18 protein-coding genes and 1 pseudogene are annotated in these 16,448 nt (G+C 72.0%); 11 read left to right on the top strand and 8 right to left on the bottom strand.

The annotated features are described in order from the left end of the window. Positions 1-33 precede the first annotated feature (33 nt). The 4 genes from OG302_RS11320 to OG302_RS11305 all read right to left on the bottom strand — a co-directional run bounded on the left by OG302_RS11320 (position 34) and on the right by OG302_RS11305 (position 3,066). Entirely contained in the window at positions 34-672 is a 639-nt protein-coding gene (locus OG302_RS11320; protein ID WP_371526679.1) for a TIGR03086 family metal-binding protein, read from the bottom strand. Between the two features lie 6 nt (positions 673-678). Next, entirely contained in the window at positions 679-1,134 is a 456-nt protein-coding gene (locus OG302_RS11315; protein WP_371526678.1) for a hypothetical protein, read from the bottom strand. A gap of 137 nt (positions 1,135-1,271) precedes the next feature. Then, on the bottom strand, positions 1,272-1,985 hold the full coding sequence (locus tag OG302_RS11310; protein ID WP_371526677.1) for a TetR/AcrR family transcriptional regulator: 714 nt from the start codon (positions 1,983-1,985) through the stop codon (positions 1,272-1,274). Between the two features lie 79 nt (positions 1,986-2,064). Continuing rightward, positions 2,065-3,066, bottom strand: a complete 1,002-nt coding sequence (locus OG302_RS11305; protein ID WP_371526676.1) for a LysR family transcriptional regulator — start codon at positions 3,064-3,066, stop codon at positions 2,065-2,067. 200 nt (positions 3,067-3,266) lie between these two features. Between OG302_RS11305 and OG302_RS11300 the strand changes: the two genes are divergently transcribed. Together OG302_RS11300 and OG302_RS11295 are read left to right on the top strand one after the other, a co-directional pair. Next, on the top strand, positions 3,267-4,160 hold the full coding sequence (locus tag OG302_RS11300; protein WP_371526675.1) for an NAD(P)H-binding protein: 894 nt from the start codon (positions 3,267-3,269) through the stop codon (positions 4,158-4,160). A 68-nt stretch (positions 4,161-4,228) separates the two neighbouring features. After that, the gene (locus tag OG302_RS11295; protein ID WP_371526674.1) at positions 4,229-4,618 is read left to right on the top strand and encodes a darcynin family protein; all 390 of its coding nucleotides are present in this window, start codon (positions 4,229-4,231) and stop codon (positions 4,616-4,618) included. Positions 4,619-4,670: 52 nt separating this feature from the next. On the opposite strand, the gene OG302_RS11290 is transcribed toward OG302_RS11295, so the two are convergent. Next, a complete protein-coding gene (locus OG302_RS11290; RefSeq protein ID WP_371526673.1) occupies positions 4,671-5,435 on the bottom strand; it encodes an aminoacyl-tRNA hydrolase in 765 nt (254 codons plus the stop codon). A gap of 91 nt (positions 5,436-5,526) precedes the next feature. Between OG302_RS11290 and OG302_RS11285 the strand changes: the two are divergent. Next, positions 5,527-6,378, top strand: a pseudogene (locus tag OG302_RS11285) (ATP-binding cassette domain-containing protein); the annotation flags it as partial. A 281-nt stretch (positions 6,379-6,659) separates the two neighbouring features. After that, positions 6,660-7,328, top strand: coding sequence for an ABC transporter (locus OG302_RS11280; RefSeq protein WP_371526672.1), 669 nt, complete (start codon positions 6,660-6,662; stop codon positions 7,326-7,328). Positions 7,329-7,372: 44 nt separating this feature from the next. Here OG302_RS11280 and OG302_RS11275 read toward each other — a convergent pair whose 3' ends face one another. The 3 genes from OG302_RS11275 to OG302_RS11265 form a co-directional block, all read right to left on the bottom strand. Further along, on the bottom strand, positions 7,373-7,534 hold the full coding sequence (locus tag OG302_RS11275; RefSeq protein ID WP_371526671.1) for a hypothetical protein: 162 nt from the start codon (positions 7,532-7,534) through the stop codon (positions 7,373-7,375). A gap of 10 nt (positions 7,535-7,544) precedes the next feature. Further along, positions 7,545-8,444, bottom strand: coding sequence for a polysaccharide deacetylase family protein (locus OG302_RS11270; RefSeq protein ID WP_371526670.1), 900 nt, complete (start codon positions 8,442-8,444; stop codon positions 7,545-7,547). Positions 8,445-8,546: 102 nt separating this feature from the next. Then, positions 8,547-9,596: a GlxA family transcriptional regulator gene (locus tag OG302_RS11265; RefSeq protein ID WP_371526669.1), complete on the bottom strand. Its 1,050-nt coding sequence runs from the start codon at positions 9,594-9,596 to the stop codon at positions 8,547-8,549. Positions 9,597-9,736: 140 nt separating this feature from the next. Here OG302_RS11265 and OG302_RS11260 point away from each other — a divergent pair, with 140 nt between their 5' ends. The 7 genes from OG302_RS11260 (at position 9,737) to sph (ending at position 16,398) form a co-directional block, all read left to right on the top strand. Beyond that, positions 9,737-10,594, top strand: a complete 858-nt coding sequence (locus tag OG302_RS11260) for a trypsin-like serine protease (protein WP_371526668.1) — start codon at positions 9,737-9,739, stop codon at positions 10,592-10,594. A 38-nt stretch (positions 10,595-10,632) separates the two neighbouring features. Beyond that, positions 10,633-11,625 carry a GlxA family transcriptional regulator gene (locus OG302_RS11255; RefSeq protein WP_371526667.1) on the top strand — a complete coding sequence of 331 codons (993 nt, stop codon included), beginning with the start codon at positions 10,633-10,635 and terminating at the stop codon, positions 11,623-11,625. A gap of 277 nt (positions 11,626-11,902) precedes the next feature. Next, complete coding sequence (locus OG302_RS11250; RefSeq protein WP_371526666.1) at positions 11,903-12,508, top strand: TetR/AcrR family transcriptional regulator C-terminal ligand-binding domain-containing protein; 606 nt, start codon at positions 11,903-11,905, stop codon at positions 12,506-12,508. A gap of 238 nt (positions 12,509-12,746) precedes the next feature. Next, the gene (locus tag OG302_RS11245; RefSeq protein WP_371526665.1) at positions 12,747-13,154 is read left to right on the top strand and encodes a VOC family protein; all 408 of its coding nucleotides are present in this window, start codon (positions 12,747-12,749) and stop codon (positions 13,152-13,154) included. 135 nt (positions 13,155-13,289) lie between these two features. After that, positions 13,290-14,519, top strand: a complete 1,230-nt coding sequence (locus OG302_RS11240; RefSeq protein ID WP_371526664.1) for a Cmx/CmrA family chloramphenicol efflux MFS transporter — start codon at positions 13,290-13,292, stop codon at positions 14,517-14,519. 77 nt (positions 14,520-14,596) lie between these two features. Beyond that, positions 14,597-15,175 (top strand): TetR/AcrR family transcriptional regulator, encoded by a 579-nt coding sequence (locus OG302_RS11235; protein WP_371526663.1) that lies wholly within the window; start codon positions 14,597-14,599, stop codon positions 15,173-15,175. Between the two features lie 227 nt (positions 15,176-15,402). Continuing rightward, positions 15,403-16,398 carry a sphingomyelin phosphodiesterase gene (gene sph / locus OG302_RS11230; RefSeq protein ID WP_371526662.1) on the top strand — a complete coding sequence of 332 codons (996 nt, stop codon included), beginning with the start codon at positions 15,403-15,405 and terminating at the stop codon, positions 16,396-16,398. Positions 16,399-16,448 lie beyond the last annotated feature (50 nt).

The following is a 16,448-nucleotide window of genomic DNA, read 5'->3' as shown; positions in this document are numbered from 1 at the left end:
TACCGGGAGATACGGAAGAGGCGTGCGTGATGTTCAACGCTTTGCCGGGCCGGTGTGAGATTCCGGCGCCGCCCCGGCGGAGCGCCCCAGGAGGGCCAGCATCTCCGCCAGCGGGGAGGCGTCCTCCGGTGTGGGCAGTACCGGCGCGAACGCGGCGCCGGGGCCTCGGCGGTCGGGGTCCTTCGGCACCCTGCGGGCGATGTCGAGTGCGGCCTCGACGACCGGCAGGGGGAGGTCGAGACCGACGCCGATGGTCGTCGCCACGTCCCAGGAGTGCACCACGTAGTCCAGGAAGTGGAAGCCGACGGCGATGCGTCCCGTGAAGGTGGCGCCGATCTCGGGAAGGGTGAACCCCCTCTCCATGACAGCGACTTCGGTGCCTTCTTCGGGGCCTTCCTCCGTGAACGCGGCCAGTACGTGACGCACTGATTCCTCGTAGACCTTGAGCGGGTCTCGGCCGAGGTCCGGCGCGATCCAGTACGTACGGTCGGCGCCCGCGCCCCGCGCCGCCGCCGCGAATCCGTGGTGCTGCGCGGCCATGTGGGCCACGAGGTCGCGCAGTGTCCAGCCCGCGCAGGGGGAGGGGCGCTCCCAGTCGGTGTCGCGGGCCGCGCGCAGGACGCGGAGCGATTCCTGGACGGCGGTGCGGTCGAGTGCGAGAAGGTCGGTCATGGATCCTCACGGTCCTTCCGTCGTATGAACGGCCGTTTCCGGCCAGGGGGTTGAGGCGGAGATCAGGGCGTGCGCGGCGGCCCAGACGGCGACTTGGCCGCCGGGCCGGTCCGCTGTCCAGGTCGTGGAGCGCATCGTGCCGCGGTCCTGGTGTGCGCGGACGGTCCGTATGTGGTCGGGACGCCCGACGAACGCGTACAGCGACCGCTCGTCGGTCCAGACCGAGACGGACCCCGAGCGCTTGCGCCACGGGTCGACCCAGAGCCACATGCCGACGGCGCCCGGAGTCCTGGGCCAGCTCCGGCGCAGCCGCAGCCCCGCCAGGGCGATCGGGACGGTCTGGGTGTGCCGGTCGGCGGTGAACTCCGTGACGCTCACCAGGACCGGTCCCGACGGGGGTGCCACCTCGGGGCCCGCTTGCCACGGCGTACGCATGATCGATCGCAGGATCGGTGAAGGCATACGACGAGCATAAATCTAAACGAACGGTCGTGCTACTTGTTTTGGGAAGTTGTTCGGGGACCCAACCGGTGGGCAGGGAGAGGGCTTTGCTCGGGGGAGTCGCTCAGGGATTGAGGCCGCCCAGAGACTGAGGTCGCTCAGGGGAGTTGAGGCACCTGTGACGGGTTCGTCGCCGCCGTGCGCAGCCGTGCCGTGATGGCGGCGCCCGCCCTGCGGTAGGCGTCCGGCTCGCCGTGCAGCACCGAATGCGCGTTCGCCGTCTCCATCAGGGCGATGAGCTCGAAGGCGAGCTGCGGAACGTCGGTGTCCGGGTGCAGTTCGCCGGTGTCGCGGGCTTCCGTGATGCAGAGTTCCATCCGGGCGGTCCAGTCGCGGTTGGCCCGGACCATCGCGTCGTGCACCGCGCCCTCCCGGGCGCCGAACTCGGCGATCACCCCGTAGAAGAAGCAGCCGCCGGGAAAGACCCGCTGTTCCGAGTAGGCGAGCCACCGCGTGCAGAGCTGCCACAAGCGGTCGAGGCCGGGCGGGGTCTGCTCGGCCGGTTCCACCACCGTGTCCAGGTAGATGCGGCCCGCCGCGCGGACGGTCGCGAGCTGCAGCTCCTCCTTGGAGCCGAAGAGCGCGAAGACCCCGCTCTTGCTGAGCTTCAGCTCGGTGGCGATCCGGCCGACGGAGAGCGCGTCCAGGCCCTCGACCGAGGCGATGTCGACGGTGCGGCGCAGGACGAGACGCCGGGTCTGGTTGCCGCGCTCCACGCGGCCGTCGAGCTTGGTGCCGGCCGCGCGCGCGTCCGCGCCCGCCGTCCTCGCCCCTGCTCCAGCGTCCTCGCTCACGCCGAGCTCGCTCGCCATGCCGGTCTCCTCAACGCCGTTCCTCCGTGGGTTTCCCGAGGTACATCTTCTCTCGTGCCGCCGACTCGTGGCGCGCTCGTCAGGAGGGCGGGCTCCCAGGTGCGGGCGAGGGTGCGGACACGGGCGCGTGAACCGTCCGGCGGACGGCGTCGCGGAGCCAGTGGTGGCCTCCGTCGGCCGCTTGGCGGGGGTGCCATGCCATGCCGAAGGCCAGGGGCGGCAGGGGCAGCGGGATGTCGAGGATGCGCAGGCCGAGGAGGGTGGCGGGGTCGCTGAGTGGGGAAGGGGCGGCGCCGGGGAGAGCGGTGGGAATGAGGCATACGACGTCGCTGCGGGCGGCGAGGGTCATCGCGGCCATGTGGCTGGGGAGGACGACGGCGACGCGCCGGGTGAGGTTCCGCTCGGCCAGGGCGGTGTCCAGGGGCCCGCTGAACCGGCCGCGGCGGCTCACCACGACGTGTTCGGCGGCGGCCAGCCGGTCCGGGGTCAACACCCCTTCGGTGAGGGGGTGTCCGGGCCGGACGGCCGCCGCCATCCGCAGGGTGACGAGTTCTTCGACCCGGGTCTCGGGGTCGACGTGGTCGATGGACCCGACCTCCAGGTCGATGCGGCCGTCACGGAGGGCGGGACCGGCTTCCAGCTCCTCGGCCCGGAACCGCAGCGAAACCCCTGGCGCCTCCTGGTGGGCGAGCCGCAGCAGCCCGGGGGCCAGTGCCGCGCCGACCAGGTCGGCCGCCTGGAGGGTGAACGTGCCGCGCAGGGCCGCGGGGTCGACTCCCGCGCCGGGCGTGAGCAGGGCGCCGAGCCGGTGGACCACCGCGGCGGCCTCGTCGCGCAGGGCCTGGGCCCGGGGCGTGGGGACCATGGTCTGACCTGCCCGGACCAGGAGGGGGTCCTGCAGGATGCGCCGGAGGCGGCCGAGGGTGCGGCTCATGGCGGCGGGGGACGTGCGCAGGCGGGCGGCGCCGCGGGTGACGCTCTGCTCGGCCAGCAGGGCGTCGAGCGCGATGGCGAGGTTGGCGTCGATGGCAGGTGCCGGCGGCTGTGAGCCGACTGAGGCCCCTGAGGTCCCTGAGGGCACTGAGGTCGCTGAGGGTGCTGACACCCCTGAGGTCCGCGGGGCCCCTGAACTATGTGGAGCCTCTGAAGACGCTGGACTGCTGCTCATCGGCATAATTCCATTTCAGGCAATGATTCCTTGCTGATGTTCCCATTGTGGCAACACCTGGATCCTCCACAGGATGAGGGACGTACCCATTCGGCACGACCCCTGAGGTTTCCATGATCGTCATTACTGCTCCCACCGGGAACATCGGCCGCCAACTGCTGCCCCTGCTCCTGGAGTCCGCCCCCGCCCGCGGCGAGGAACTGCGCGTGATCGTGCGCGATCCCGCCCGCCTGCCCGACGCGGTGCGGGAACACGTCGAGGTGATCACCGGCTCGCACGGCGACCCCGGGGTCGCCGACCGGGCCTTCGAGGGCGCGGACGCCGTCTTCTGGCTCGTCCCCCCGGACTCCTCCCTTTCCCCGGAGGAGGCCTACAGCGGCTTCACCCGTCCCGCCGTGGCGGCCCTCGTCGCGCACGGTGTCGGCCACGTCGTCGGCGTCTCCGCGCTCGGCCGCGGTACCCCGGTCGCCGACCGCGCGGGGCTCGTCACCGCCTCGCTCGCCATGGACGACCTCATCGCCGACGCCGGTGTCGCCTACCGGGCCCTGGCGAACCCGTCCTTCTTCGACAACCTCCTTGAGGAGGCCGAATCGATCCGCGAGAAGGGCGTCTTCGTCGACGTGGTCGACGCCGACCGCAGGGCCCCTCTCGTCGCCGTCGCCGACATCGCGGCCGTAGCGGCCGGTCTGCTCCTCGACCGCGGGTGGACCGGACGGGACGACGTCCCGGTCCTCGGCCCGCAGGACCTGTCGCCCAACGACCTGGCCCGCATCATGACCGAGCAGTTCGGCCGCCCCGTCCGCTACGAACGCCAGCCGCTCGACGAGCTGTACTCCACCCTCGTCGGCTACGGCCTCGACGAGGCGTTCGTCCAGGGCATCGTCGACATGAAGCGGGCCAAGAACGAGGGCCTCGACGCCGGTGCCGCCCGCACCCCGGCCACTGCCACGCCCACCACCTTCGAAGAGTGGTGCGCCCGGACGCTGAAGCCCGCCGTCCTGTCCTGAAGGCGCGCCACCCCGCGCCTGATCCTGCCCCTGAATCTGCACCACCTGACGCCCCGGAGGCGCCCGTCATGCCCGCTGAGAACACCACCGAAAACGGTGCGGGAAAAGCCGCACCGCCGGTCACCGCGTTCATGCTCATCAAGACCATGCCCGAGTGGCTCGCCATGACTCCGCAGGAGCGGGTGAACGCTTTCACCAGCCAGGTCATCCCCGCGATCACGGCCAAGACGACCGGCGTCCGGTCACGCTTCTACGACACGGAGTTCTACTCCACCCGCGTCACCGACGTATGGGTCTGGGAGGCCGACGACCACGAGGCCTACCAGCTCCTCATCGACGCGCTGCGCGAAACCCCGTTCTGGGACCGCTACTTCGAGATCGTCGATCTCCTCGTCGGCACCGAGAACGGCTACGCCCGTACCTACGGCCTCGCCCCCGTGGCCACCGTCATCACCTGATACGCCTGATACGCGGCATACACCTGATGCGCCGCACCCGCTGCGGCAACCGTCAGCGCAGGGCAGGGTGGTCGGCGACCACGGTGCAGGAGCCGGGGGCGATCTCCGTGAAGCCCGCGTCCCGCACCACCGGCAGGCCACTGGCCACGAGTTCGCGCCAGTGCGCGGCGTCCGGGGTGCGGACGGAGAGCGGGAAACCGGCGTCCCGCCAGGCGGCGCGCTCCTCGTCGGACAGTTCCCACCACGCCAGTTGGGCGCCGTGCCCCGCCTGCGCCATCGCCTTGCCCGCCGACATGTCGACATCGGGGCTCATCCACAGGACCGGCGCGGTCGCGTCCGCCGGCGGCACCGCCTCCGGGTCGTCCAGGTCCGTTCCCGAGACCTGGAGCCGGGCCAGGTCCTTGGGCCAGCCGTCCAGCGGCACCGGCGGGAAGACGCGGACCTGCGCGGACTTGCCCGTGACCGTGATGCCCGGGAGCGCCTCGGCCCGCCGCCACTCGGCGCCGCGGGCGCGCCGCACCACCTTGCGGATCCTGGCGTCCTGCCAGTCCCGCATGGCCTGCGCCCACTCGCCTTCGCCGAGGGACCGCTCGTCGCCGAGCATGACGAGGACCGCGCGGGCCGCGGTCTCCAGGGCGTCCGTACGGTGCGGGGGCTCGGTGCGTTCGATGCGCGCCACCAGCGGCAGTACGTACTGAGGTGCCTCGTCGCGTGTCGTCTGCTCCACGCGGAAGGGGCTGTCCTGGGGATCTGGGGTGCCCTGGGGGTCTGGGGTGTCCTGCGGCTGGGGGGTCCCGGCGGTCTGGTCGCTGCTCACGCGTCCAGTCTGCCAGGCGGAAGATCAGGCCGGTCAGGGGCTTTGCCTGTGATCGCCTGTGACGGCCGGGCCCGTGCGCCAGGATGGCCGCATGGACAATGATCTTGCGGGGGCCGCGCTGCGACTCGACGGGGTGGGGCGACGCTATGCCATGGGCGGGCCGTGGGTGCTGAGAGGCGTCAGCCTCGGCGTCGGCGCGGGCACACTGGTGCGGATCGAGGGCGCGAACGGCACCGGCAAATCGACGCTGCTGCGGCTACTGGCCGGGATCGACGCCCCGAACGAGGGCCGGGTCGTCGGTCGGCCGCGCACCGCATACGTCCCCGAACGCTTCCCCGCGGCCCTGCCGTTCACGGCCGCCGGGTATCTCACGCACCTGGGCCGCGTCCACGGCCTGGGGAAGGGGGCCGCCGCGCGGGGCGCGGAGGAGTGGCTGGAGCGCTTCGGGGCCGGGAGTTATGCGCGTATGCCCCTGTCGGAACTGTCCAAGGGCAGCAGCCAGAAGGTCGCCGTGGCCCAGGCTCTCCTCGCGGGTCCCGAGCTGCTCGTCCTGGACGAGGCGTGGACGGGCCTGGACGCCGCGGCCCGCGACGAACTCGACCGGGCGGTCGCCGAGCGGGTCGCGAAGGGCGGCACCGTGGTCTTCGTGGACCACGACCCGCGGCGGCTCTCGGGGTCGGTCGACGTGACGTACGCGGTGGTCGGCTCGGCGGTCAACGCCCGTACACCGGAGGATACTTCGCGAGAATCCGCCGCCCCGGAAGGCCCGACGGTCGTGATCGAAGCCCAGGGCCCACCGGGCACCGCGCCCCCCTCCATACCGGGCACGGTCACCGCCCCCTCCTCTGAAGGGGCCCTACGACTGACGGTCCCGTCGACGCACTCGGACATCGCCCTGCGCACGCTCCTGACGGCACGTCCGCCGTGGCACGTGGTGTCGGTGTCCATGGCGGGGCCGGGGGCGGGGACGGGTCCGACGGCTGCCGAGGGCTCGGTGCCGGGCCAGGCATCGGCTTCGGGTTTGGGGCAGGCGTCCGTCACGGACTCCGGGCCGGGGGCGGTGTTGGCTTCGGGGGCGGATCTCGGCCGTGCGTCCGTCGCGGACCCCGACCCCGGCCCCGACCCCGGCCCCGACCCAGACCCTGACCCGGCGCCGGAGCAGACGGTGGCCGCGGACTCCGCCGAGCCCTCGGCCCGGCCCGTGGTGGGCGAGGTGCGTGAGCGGTGAATGCTCTGCTCGGCTATCAGTCCGCCCTCCTCGTGCGCTCCCAGCGCTGGCTCGCCCCCGTCATCCTGTACGCCGCGTTCCTCGCCGTCGGCGTACAGAGCGGGCAGCCGGTGCTCGACTCCCTCGCGTACGCGGCCGCCGCGCTGCTTCCCGTCGCCGCCTGGCTGGTACGGATCTGCGTCACCAACGAGCCGCCCGCGGCCAGGAGTTGCACGGCCGCGGCGGTCGGCCCCTGGCGCGCCCAGCTGGCCTGCCTGCTCTCCGCGTTCCTCGCCTCGGCCGTGCTCGGTGCCGTGGCCACTCTCGTCGTGTCCGTGATCAGCGACCCGGCGAGCACGGATCACCGGACTGCCGTGAACCGTCTCGGGGCGAGTGCCGCGGGGCTGCTCGCGATGCTGGTGAGCGTGCTCGTGGGCACCGCCATCGGCGCTGTCACGAGCTGGCCGCTGATGCGTTCGCCGGGCCGGGCGGTCTCCGTGATGCTGCTCGCCTCGCTGCTCTCCCTGGTCACCACGGGCTCCCCCGCGAAGGCGGTCATGACCGGGCTCGTCTCGGGCTCGCGGGACGGCGTGGTGCCGGTGCCGTTGCTGCCGGTCATGGGAGCGGCGGTCCTTGCGATGGCGGCGATGGGCGCGGCCTGCGGGCTGGCTTCGCGGAGGGGTTGAGTACGCCCCGGGGCGCGACGTGGGCGGGCGTCGGGGCCCTGTGCTCAGCCCGAGCAGGCCGTGCGCTGTGCCTCGTGCCACTCGCACACGGGGCACAGCGTTACCCCCTTGTGCGTCTCCGGGTACTCGGTGGGCTCGCGGCACAGCACGCACTCGGCGAACGGGCCCTCGGCGGTGGGCTTGGCGCTGCTGTTGGTGTCTGCCACGCGCGCCAGACTATCCGCGCGTACCCGCCGCCCTGATCTGCTCCGACACCCGGACGAACCGGAAGCCGCGCTCGCGCAGCTTCGGGACGATCGTCCGCAGGGCGCGCTCCGTCGTGGGAGCCGCGCTGCGCGTGCAGTGCATGACCACGACCGAACCGGGCCGCACCCCGTCGAGCACCTGCCGGGCCACCGCGTCGGCATCCGTCGCGAAGGCGTCTCCGCTTACGACGTCCCACTGCACGGCCGTGACGCCGCCCGGAGCCAGCGCGCGCAGCGCCCGCTTGTCGTAACAGCCCCCGGGGAAACGGAAGTACGGCACCTGGTGCTCGACGCCCGCCTTGCGGAAAGCGGCGAAGGCGCGCTCCATGTCGGCGCGCATCCGGGAGGCGGGCACGGTCGGCAGGCCGTAGCAGCGGCCGGTGAAGGCGTAGTGGCTGTACGAGTGGTTGGCGACCTCGAACAGCGGATCCCGGCCGATGTCCTTGGCCTGCGCCGGGTACTCCTCGGCCCACCGCCCCGTCATGAAGAACGTCGCGGGCACCTTCAGCCGGCGCAGCGTCGACACCAGCGCCGGATTGTCGAACCGCTCACCCGAGGCCGCGCGCGGCCCCTGGTCGGCGGTCATGTCGGCGTCGAAGGTGAGGGCGACGGTGGGGGCGGCGGACGCCGGAGTGCGGGGGGCGTTCTTGAAGACGGGGGTGAGACCGGCGGGACCGGGCGCGAGCGTCGCGGGGCGGGGCGAGGCGCTCGCCGTGGAGCGCGCGTTCTGCGCGTTCTGGTCGTGGCTGCCCGGCTCGGAACCCGTGCCGCAGGCGGCGAGCGCCGTGAGGGTGAGGGCGGACAGGGCGCAGGCTGCGGTCAGCCTCCGCGCGGTGCGTGTTCGTGTGCGTCTACGTGTCAGGGCGATCATCCGGCGAACGTATCGGCATAAAAAGGATGAAATGGTGAAGTGCGGGCCGTGCTCCCCCGTACTGCCCCGGACGGCCGAACCACCGGCCCCAGTGCGCCCCGCTCAGCCCCCGGACGCGCCGTGTCCCGATGAGTCGCCGTCCGCGCCCGCGCGCCGCTCCGGCCAGGTGAGGTCGGCGACCATCGAACGGAACGCACCGCGATAGGTGCTGGGACTCGTGCCCGTCAGGCGCTGGAAGTGGTGGCGCAGGTTGGCGGGCGTGCCGAGGCCGGTCCGCGCCGCGATGCGCTCCACCGGGTCATCGGTGCGTTCGAGGAGCCGCTGGGCCCGCTGGATCCGCGCACGGAGCAGGTACTGGAGCGGGGTGAGGCCCGTCTCGGCGCGGAAACGGCGGGTGAGGCTGCGGACGCCGACCCCCGCGTGTGCGGCGATCTCGGTGAGCGTCAGGGGGTGGTGCAGATTCGCCTCCATCCACCGTGTGGTCGGCTCGACGGCGCTGCCGGGCCGGGTGACCGCGTTGAACGCCACGTCGGCCGAGGCGTCCGACGCGAGGCCGACGGCGGGGGAGTGGAGCTGGAGGAACACCTGCCGCTCGGTCTCGATGGCCACGGGCTCGCCGTGGTCCAGGGTGATCAGGTGCAGACAGAGGTCGATGCCGCCGAGCACCCCGGCGGCGCTGTGGAAGGGCCCGTCCGCGACGGCCGCACCCTCCGGGTCGACCTCGATACGGGGATGCAGCCCGGCGAGTTCCGCCGTGTGCCTGCGGCTGGTGGCGGCCCGGCGGCCGTCGAGGAGCCCCGTGGCGGCGAGCGTGAACGTCCCGGTGCCGACCGCCCCGATCCGGCAGCCGCCCGCGACGGCGGCGCGCAGGGCGTCCACGACCTCGGGAGCGGGCGCCTCGCGGAAGCCCGCATGCCCCGGCAGCAGCACTGTGTCACCACCGCCGAGGCCGGCGAGTCCCTCCAGCCCCCGGTCGGCCTCGACGTGGAAGGAGCCGGGGCCACCCGTCGCCCTGAACCCGGGGCCGGTACGGATCCGCAGGTCGTAGGCGACGGTGGGGTGATGCCGTGCCGCGGTGGCGAAAGCGAGGGCGGGCGCCGTGAGCTGGTGCCCGGGGACCCCGTCGAGGGCGAGAACGGCGATCACTGACATGTCCAGAATTTAGCCGAGGGTGACATTCAGGCGCCTGTTTCCGGTCGGAGCCGGACCGGAGGATGACGGGGACGAGGGGCGGAAGCGAGGGGACGCCCGGCCCTCGCCCAGCCGCACCACCATCCTTGAAAGGTCACCACATGCACCGTCCGAACCAACGGCCGACCACCGATGCCCGCTCCCCGCGACGGCGGCGCCTGCTCGCGCGAGCCGCCGCGGCGGCCGGTGCGACGGCCGTACTCGGCGCCACGGCGATGACCGGCAGCGCCGGTGCCGTCGTCAACGGCCATGACTCGACGCAGCGTTACCCCTTCATGGCGACGATCCCCATGGTGGAGGCCGACGCCCAGTGCGGGGCGACGCTGATCGACCGCCAGTGGGTGCTCACCGCCGCGCACTGCGTCGACCCCGAGCTGGAGATCACCCCGACCGGGAAGGTGCGCGTCGGCAGTGAGCACCGCAAGACCGGGGGTACCGTCCGCGACATCGACAAGGTTGTGATCCACCCGGGCTACGAGCAGGGCAAGGAGATCGCCCCCGGCAGGACCACCCCCAACAAGAACGACCTCGCCCTGGTGCGCCTGGACCGCCCGGTGGCCCAGCACCCTCTCCGTATCGCCGGGAAGGCGGGGCCGGCCGGCACACCCACCCGGATCCTAGGCTTCGGCACCACCGTCGACACGGGCGACCTCGACAAGGTGAAGTTCCCCGAGCGGCTCCAGGAGCTGGACACCCGCAGGGGCTCCGAGGCCGAGTGCTTCGGCCGGGCCGGGGCCACCCGCCTGTGCACGGTCAGCCCGAAGCCGGGAGCCATGGCGTGCTTCGGCGACTCCGGCGGCCCGCAGATCCAGCGCGCGAAGGGTGGCCGCTGGGAGCTCATCGGGACGACGTCGGGCGACGGCGACTGGAACACGCAGTGCTCGACCGGCCCGGGGCTCTACAGCAACGTGCCCGCGTACAAGGGCTGGATCGGGAAGACGCTCCACAAGAACGCCTGAGGCAGATCACTCCCGGGGCGTCCGGTTAGATTCTGGACATGCCAGTCATCGCGGTCCTCGCCCTCGACGGAGCTCCGGGGCATCAACTCACCACCCCGGGCCTGGTGTTCGGCACCGCCTGCCGCGAGCATCGCGCAGCGGAGTACGAGGTGAGGCTCTGCGCGGGCCCCGGTCTGCGGACGACGGGTGGCCCGGCGCCCGCGCTGCGCATCAGCGCGCCGTACGGCCTTGACGGCCTCGCGGACGCGGACGTCGTACTGATTCCCGGGCGCGACCGTCACCGTGACGAGCCGCCGCCCGGGGTCCTCGCCGCGCTCCGTGCGGCGGTGGGCCGGGGGAGCCGGGTCGCCGCCGTCGGCACCGGGACGTTCACCCTCGCGGCGGCCGGGCTCCTCGACGGCCGCCGCGCCACGACCGGGTGGCGGCACATCGAGGAACTGGCGGAACTGCATCCCCGTATCGACGTCGACCCGCTCGGCACCGTGGTCGAGGACGGGCCGTTCCTCACGGCGGCGGGCGTCTACGGAGGGATGGATGTCTGTCTGCACATCCTGGGCCGTGATCACGGGCGACGGGTGGCGGGCGAGACGTCCCGTGAGCTCCTCACGCCCCTGCACGCCGACGCGGACAGCGTCCAGGAGGAGATCGACCGGGAGGTCGCGGAGAGCGTGGGCCTCGAACCCACCCTGCGGTGGATGGAGGCAAGCCTCCACCTCCCGCTCACCGTCCCCGACATCGCCACCCACGCGGGCACCAGCATCAGCAGCCTCACCCGCCGCTTCCGCGCGCACACGGGCCTCAGCCCGCTCCAGTACCTGCTCCGCGCACGCCTTCAGGAGGCGCAGCGACTCCTGAGAGCGACGGACACCCCGGTCGAACGCATCGCCGCCCTCACGGGATTCGCATCCTCGGCGGCCCTGCGCCACCACTTCCGCGCGCTCACGGGCACCACTCCGAGTGCCTGTCGCCGGGCCCACCGGATCTCGGATGATCCCGGCCGCGGGTGCGGCCGGTCTCCCGACCGGACATGAAACAGACGTCAGCGCGAGCCCAACACCCATACGGACAGGGCAGGTTCACCGGACGGAACGAGCGCGCCCTTCCAGTCCTTCATCATTCTTAACCCCCGCAATCGTGGCCGGTCGAAGTGTCTCGGTGCCGAAGGATCACTAATGCTCACCAAGGAGCATTAAGCTGCGCTCACGTTAGCGAGAGGCGGGCCCCTCGCGCAACGCGAGCCCCACACGGCCCGCCGGGCCCACCGAGGCGGCCGGGGGCGGCGGCCTGGTGCGCAGTACATTGGCGCCGATGACAGAGCGACCACCACACGGCTCGGCCCGCCCCGGCGGGCGGACGGCCCGCACCCGCGCCGCCGTCCTCGCGGCTGCCCTGGACGAGCTCGACGTGGCCGGGTTCAACGCGCTCACGCTGGACAAACTCGCCGCACGCTCGGGCGTCCACGTCTCGACGATCCGCCGCCGCTGGCGCACCGTCGAGGGCGTCGTCGTCGACCTGCTGGCCCAGCACAGCTCGACGATCCCGACCCCGGACTCCGGCGACTTCCGGCAGGACCTGCATCAACTGGCCCAGGCCATCGCCGACTTCCATGCCGCGCCGCGCAACTACAACCTCATCGAAGGCATCGTGGCGGCGGCCGCGCACGACGCGGACGTCGCCGGCATCGTCCGCGGCGCCTTCACGGCACGCACCGAGCACGTCACCCAGCTCGTGAGCCGCGCCGTCGACCGCGGTGAACTCCCCCCGGAAACCAGCGCCACCGAAGTCATCGCGGCCCTGAGCGCGCCCTTCTACTACCGCCTCCTCATCCTCCGCGCCCCCGTGGACGAACGACTGGTCCACACGAGCGCCGAAGCCGCCTATCACGCCGCGCACGCCGGGGTGTTCGGCCGATAGGACCCGGCTGGAGGCCATACCCGTACGCCAGTCCCCCGGAGTCGCACACCGGTCGCCCCGGGCCCCCGCCGTGCGGGACACCTCCTCGGTGAACCTGCCGCAGCAGCTCGTACTCGCATCAGCCAGGAGCAGCGGATTCATGACCGCCAGAATGGCACCCGTCACTGACATCGCCTCTGGCGCAGGCTTCACGCACGCACCTCTACGCACGCACCTCCACGCACGAAGGGCCTCACCCATGCGCTCGACCCTCTTCAATGTCGCTTTCGACTGCGCCGACGCGTACGAACTCGCCCAGTTCTGGAGCAAGGTGGTGGGCCATCCGTTGAACGCCGACGACTTCCCCGGTGAATCGACGGCGGCCATCGCCCTCCCCACCGGGCTCCACCTCTACTTCGCCGAGGTCTCCGAGCCGAAGACCCAGAAGAACCGCGTCCACCTCTGTCTCCAACCCGAGAGCACCCGCGACGCGGAAGTGGAACGGCTCCTGGCGGTGGGCGCGACCGTGGCGGCGGACCGCCGGAACGCCGACGGCACCGGCTGGGTGGTCTTCCTCGACCCCGAGGGCAACGAGTTCTGCGTGCTGCGCGGCGCGGGCGAGCGCGCGGCGCGTGAAGCGGTCAGCTGTGACCGAGCCGCTCACTGACGGGGGCGGATGACGGCGCGTATATAGGCACCCGGACGGCATTTTGAAGCGAGCGATTCAGAATGTGCTAGCGTCCTGATCGTCGATTTTGGAGCGAGTGCTCCAAAAACTCAGTCGCGATCAGGAGGACAGTCAATGCCGCCTGCGGTGTACATAGTTGGGCTCGGCATCTTCACCCAGGGGACCTCGGAGTTCATGCTGTCCGGCCTGCTGCCGGGCATGGCCGCCGACCTGGGGGTGTCGATCCCCGACGCGGGGCTGCTGATCTCGGCCTTCGCGATCGGCATGGTCGTCGGCGCGCCGCTGCTCGCGGTGGCCACCCTGAGCTGGCCCCGCCGGACCGCTCTCGTCTCCCTCCAGGCGGCCTTCGTCGTCGCCCACGTGATCGGCGCGCTCGCGCCCGGCTACGGGGTCCTCTTCGTCACGCGCGTGGTCAGCGCCCTCGCGTACGCGGGGTACTGGGGCGTGGCCGTGGCCACCGCCGTCGCCCTCGTGCCGCCCGCTGCCAAGGCGAAGGCGGTCGCCGTGGTGGCGGGCGGTCTCACGCTGGCCACGGTCGTCGGCGTGCCCGCGGGCACCCTGCTCAGCCAGTACTCCAGCTGGCGTGCCGCGTTCTGGGCGGTGGCCGCCGCCACCCTGGTGAGCCTCGTGTGCACGCTGCTCGTCGTCCCCGGCGGCCGGTCCGAAGCCGGGCGTACGTCGGTGAAGGCGGAGCTGCGCGGCATGGCGCGGCCCCAGCTCTGGCTCTCGTACGCCGTCACGGCCTTCGCCTTCGGCGCGGTGATCGTCACCTTCAGCTATCTCGCACCGCTCCTGACCGACGTGAGCGGAGTGTCCGAGGGGTGGGTGCCCGCGGTCCTCGCCCTGTTCGGCGTCGGCGGGATGGTGGGCCTGGCGATCGGCGGACGCACGGCCCAGGCGCACCCCCTGCGGACCCTCGGCCTGGGCCTCGGGGCGCTCGCCCTCTTCTCCGCACTGCTCGCCCTCACGGCCGGTTCGACGGTCGTCGTGATCGCGCTGGTGTTCCTCCTGGGGCTGGTCGGGTACGTCACCAACCCCGCCCTCCAGTCACGGGTGTTCACCCTCGCGCCGGCCGCCCCGACGCTGGTCGGCGCCACCAACACGGCCGCGTTCAACGTCGGCAACACGCTGGCCCCGCTCCTCGGCGGCCTGACCATCGACGCCGGGCTCGGCTACGCCTCCGTGGCCTGGGTCGGCGCCGCACTCGCCGCCGCCGGAGCGCTGACCGTGCTCTGGGCGGGCCGGCTGCAGCGGGCGGACCGCGACGTGGTGTCCGAGCCCCACAACCCCCACAACCCCCACGACCCCCACGACCCTCGCGAACGTACGCACGCGGCCGCATGACCAGACCGTGCGTTCCGACTGTCACCATCAGGGCGCGACATTTTGTACGTGTATTCCAAAACCCGTACTGTGGGGCCATGGCCAGGCCACGAGAGTTCGACGAGGACCGCGTCATCACCGCGGCCATGGACACGTTCTGGCGGCACGGCTACGAGGGCACGTCGACGCGCGCGCTGTGCGACAGCACCGGCCTCGGGCCCTCCAGCCTCTACAACACCTTCGGCGGCAAGCGCCAGCTCTATCTGCGCGCACTGCAGCGCTACTACGAGACCAGCACCGCCGAGCAGGTCGAGCTCCTGCGGGGCGAGGGCACGGCGAAGGACCGGCTGCGGGCCATGATGGTCCACGCCGTGGACGCCGATCTCGACGAGGCGGACGGCCGCGGCTGCTTCGCGATCAACGCGGCCGTCGAGATCGCCGGGCCCGACCCCGCGGTCAAGGACGCCGTACGGCGCAACTTCGACCGGGTGGAGGAGGAGCTGCGCGCGGTCGTGACGACCGGCAGGCGTACGGGCGAGCTCCGGTCGACGGCCGACGCGCGGACCGTCGCCCGCCGGGTGCAGAGCACGTACTACGGCCTGCGCGTCCTCGCCCGCGTCCAGGACGACCGGCAGACGCTGCTCGACACGGTGGAGAGCACGCTCGCCGATCTCTGATCACCGGGCCGTGCCACGCGCCCGGCGCCACTCGGGCCCTCCGGGCATGGCGGGACGCACAAAATCGTCGCGCTCCCGCCGCGGGTTCTTTGTTCACGTGACGTATCCCCAGAAGTAGTCACGGCTGATTGGATGTGCGGCGCCCCATCAGCCACACCGCGTGCACGTCGTGCCAACGCGTGCATCGCGTGCACCCTCACAACTACCCCCCACTCCCAGGAGATTCAGTGCCGCACCCAGCGCTGCGCAGGACTCACGCCGTCGCGATCACCACGGTGCTCGCCGCGGCCACGCTCGTTGCCGTCGCCCCGTCCGCGACCGCCGCCGACGCGCCTGCCGCCTCTGTCGACACTCCCGCACTCAAGGTGCTCTCGTACAACGCGTTCCTCATGAGCAAGAACCTTTACCCGAACTGGGGTCAGGACCACCGCGCCAAGGCCATTCCGGCCGCGGACTTCTTCCAGGGCAAGGACGTCGTCGTCCTCCAGGAGGCCTTCGACAACTCCGCGTCCGACGCGCTGAAGGCCAACGCCGCCGACCGCTACCCGCACCAGACGCCCGTCATGGGCCGGAGCAAGGACGGCTGGGACGCCACCGGCGGTGCGTACTCGTCGGTGACGCCGGAGGACGGCGGAGTGACCGTCCTCAGCAAGTGGCCGATCGTGCGTAAGGAGCAGTACGTCTACAAGGACGCCTGCGGCTCCGACTCGTACTCCAACAAGGGCTTCGTCTATGCCCAGTTGGACGTGAACGGCAAGAAGGTGCACGTCGTGGGCACCCACGCCCAGTCCACCGACCCGGGCTGCGGATCCGGCGAGGCGGCCGCGACCCGTTCCCTGCAGTTCAAGGAGATGGACGCCTTCCTGGACGCCAAGAACATCCCGGCGGGCGAACAGGTCCTCGTGGCAGGGGACTTCAACGTGGACTCCCGCAGCGGTGAGTACGCCTCGATGCTCGCCGACGGCGGCTTCGACCCCGCCGACGGCCGTACGGGCCACCCGTACTCCTTCGACACCCAGGACAACTCCATCGCGTCCGAGCGCTACCCGGACGACCCCCGCGAGGACCTGGACTACGTCCTGCACCGCAAGGGCCACGCCCGCCCCGCCACCTGGCACAACGAGGTGGTCAAGGAGCAGAGCGCGCCCTGGACGGTCTCCAGCTGGGGCAAGAAGTACACGTACACCAACCTGTCCGACCACTACCCCCTGATCGGCTCCTAGCAACGGGGCGCGGGGTGCGCGGCGGCACACCGCCGCGCACCCTGTCACGT

Origin of the sequence: Streptomyces sp. NBC_01283 (genome assembly GCF_041435335.1) — a bacterium.
Taxonomy (GTDB): Bacteria; Actinomycetota; Actinomycetes; order Streptomycetales; family Streptomycetaceae; genus Streptomyces.
This window is presented reverse-complemented; position numbering and strand designations above follow the sequence as displayed.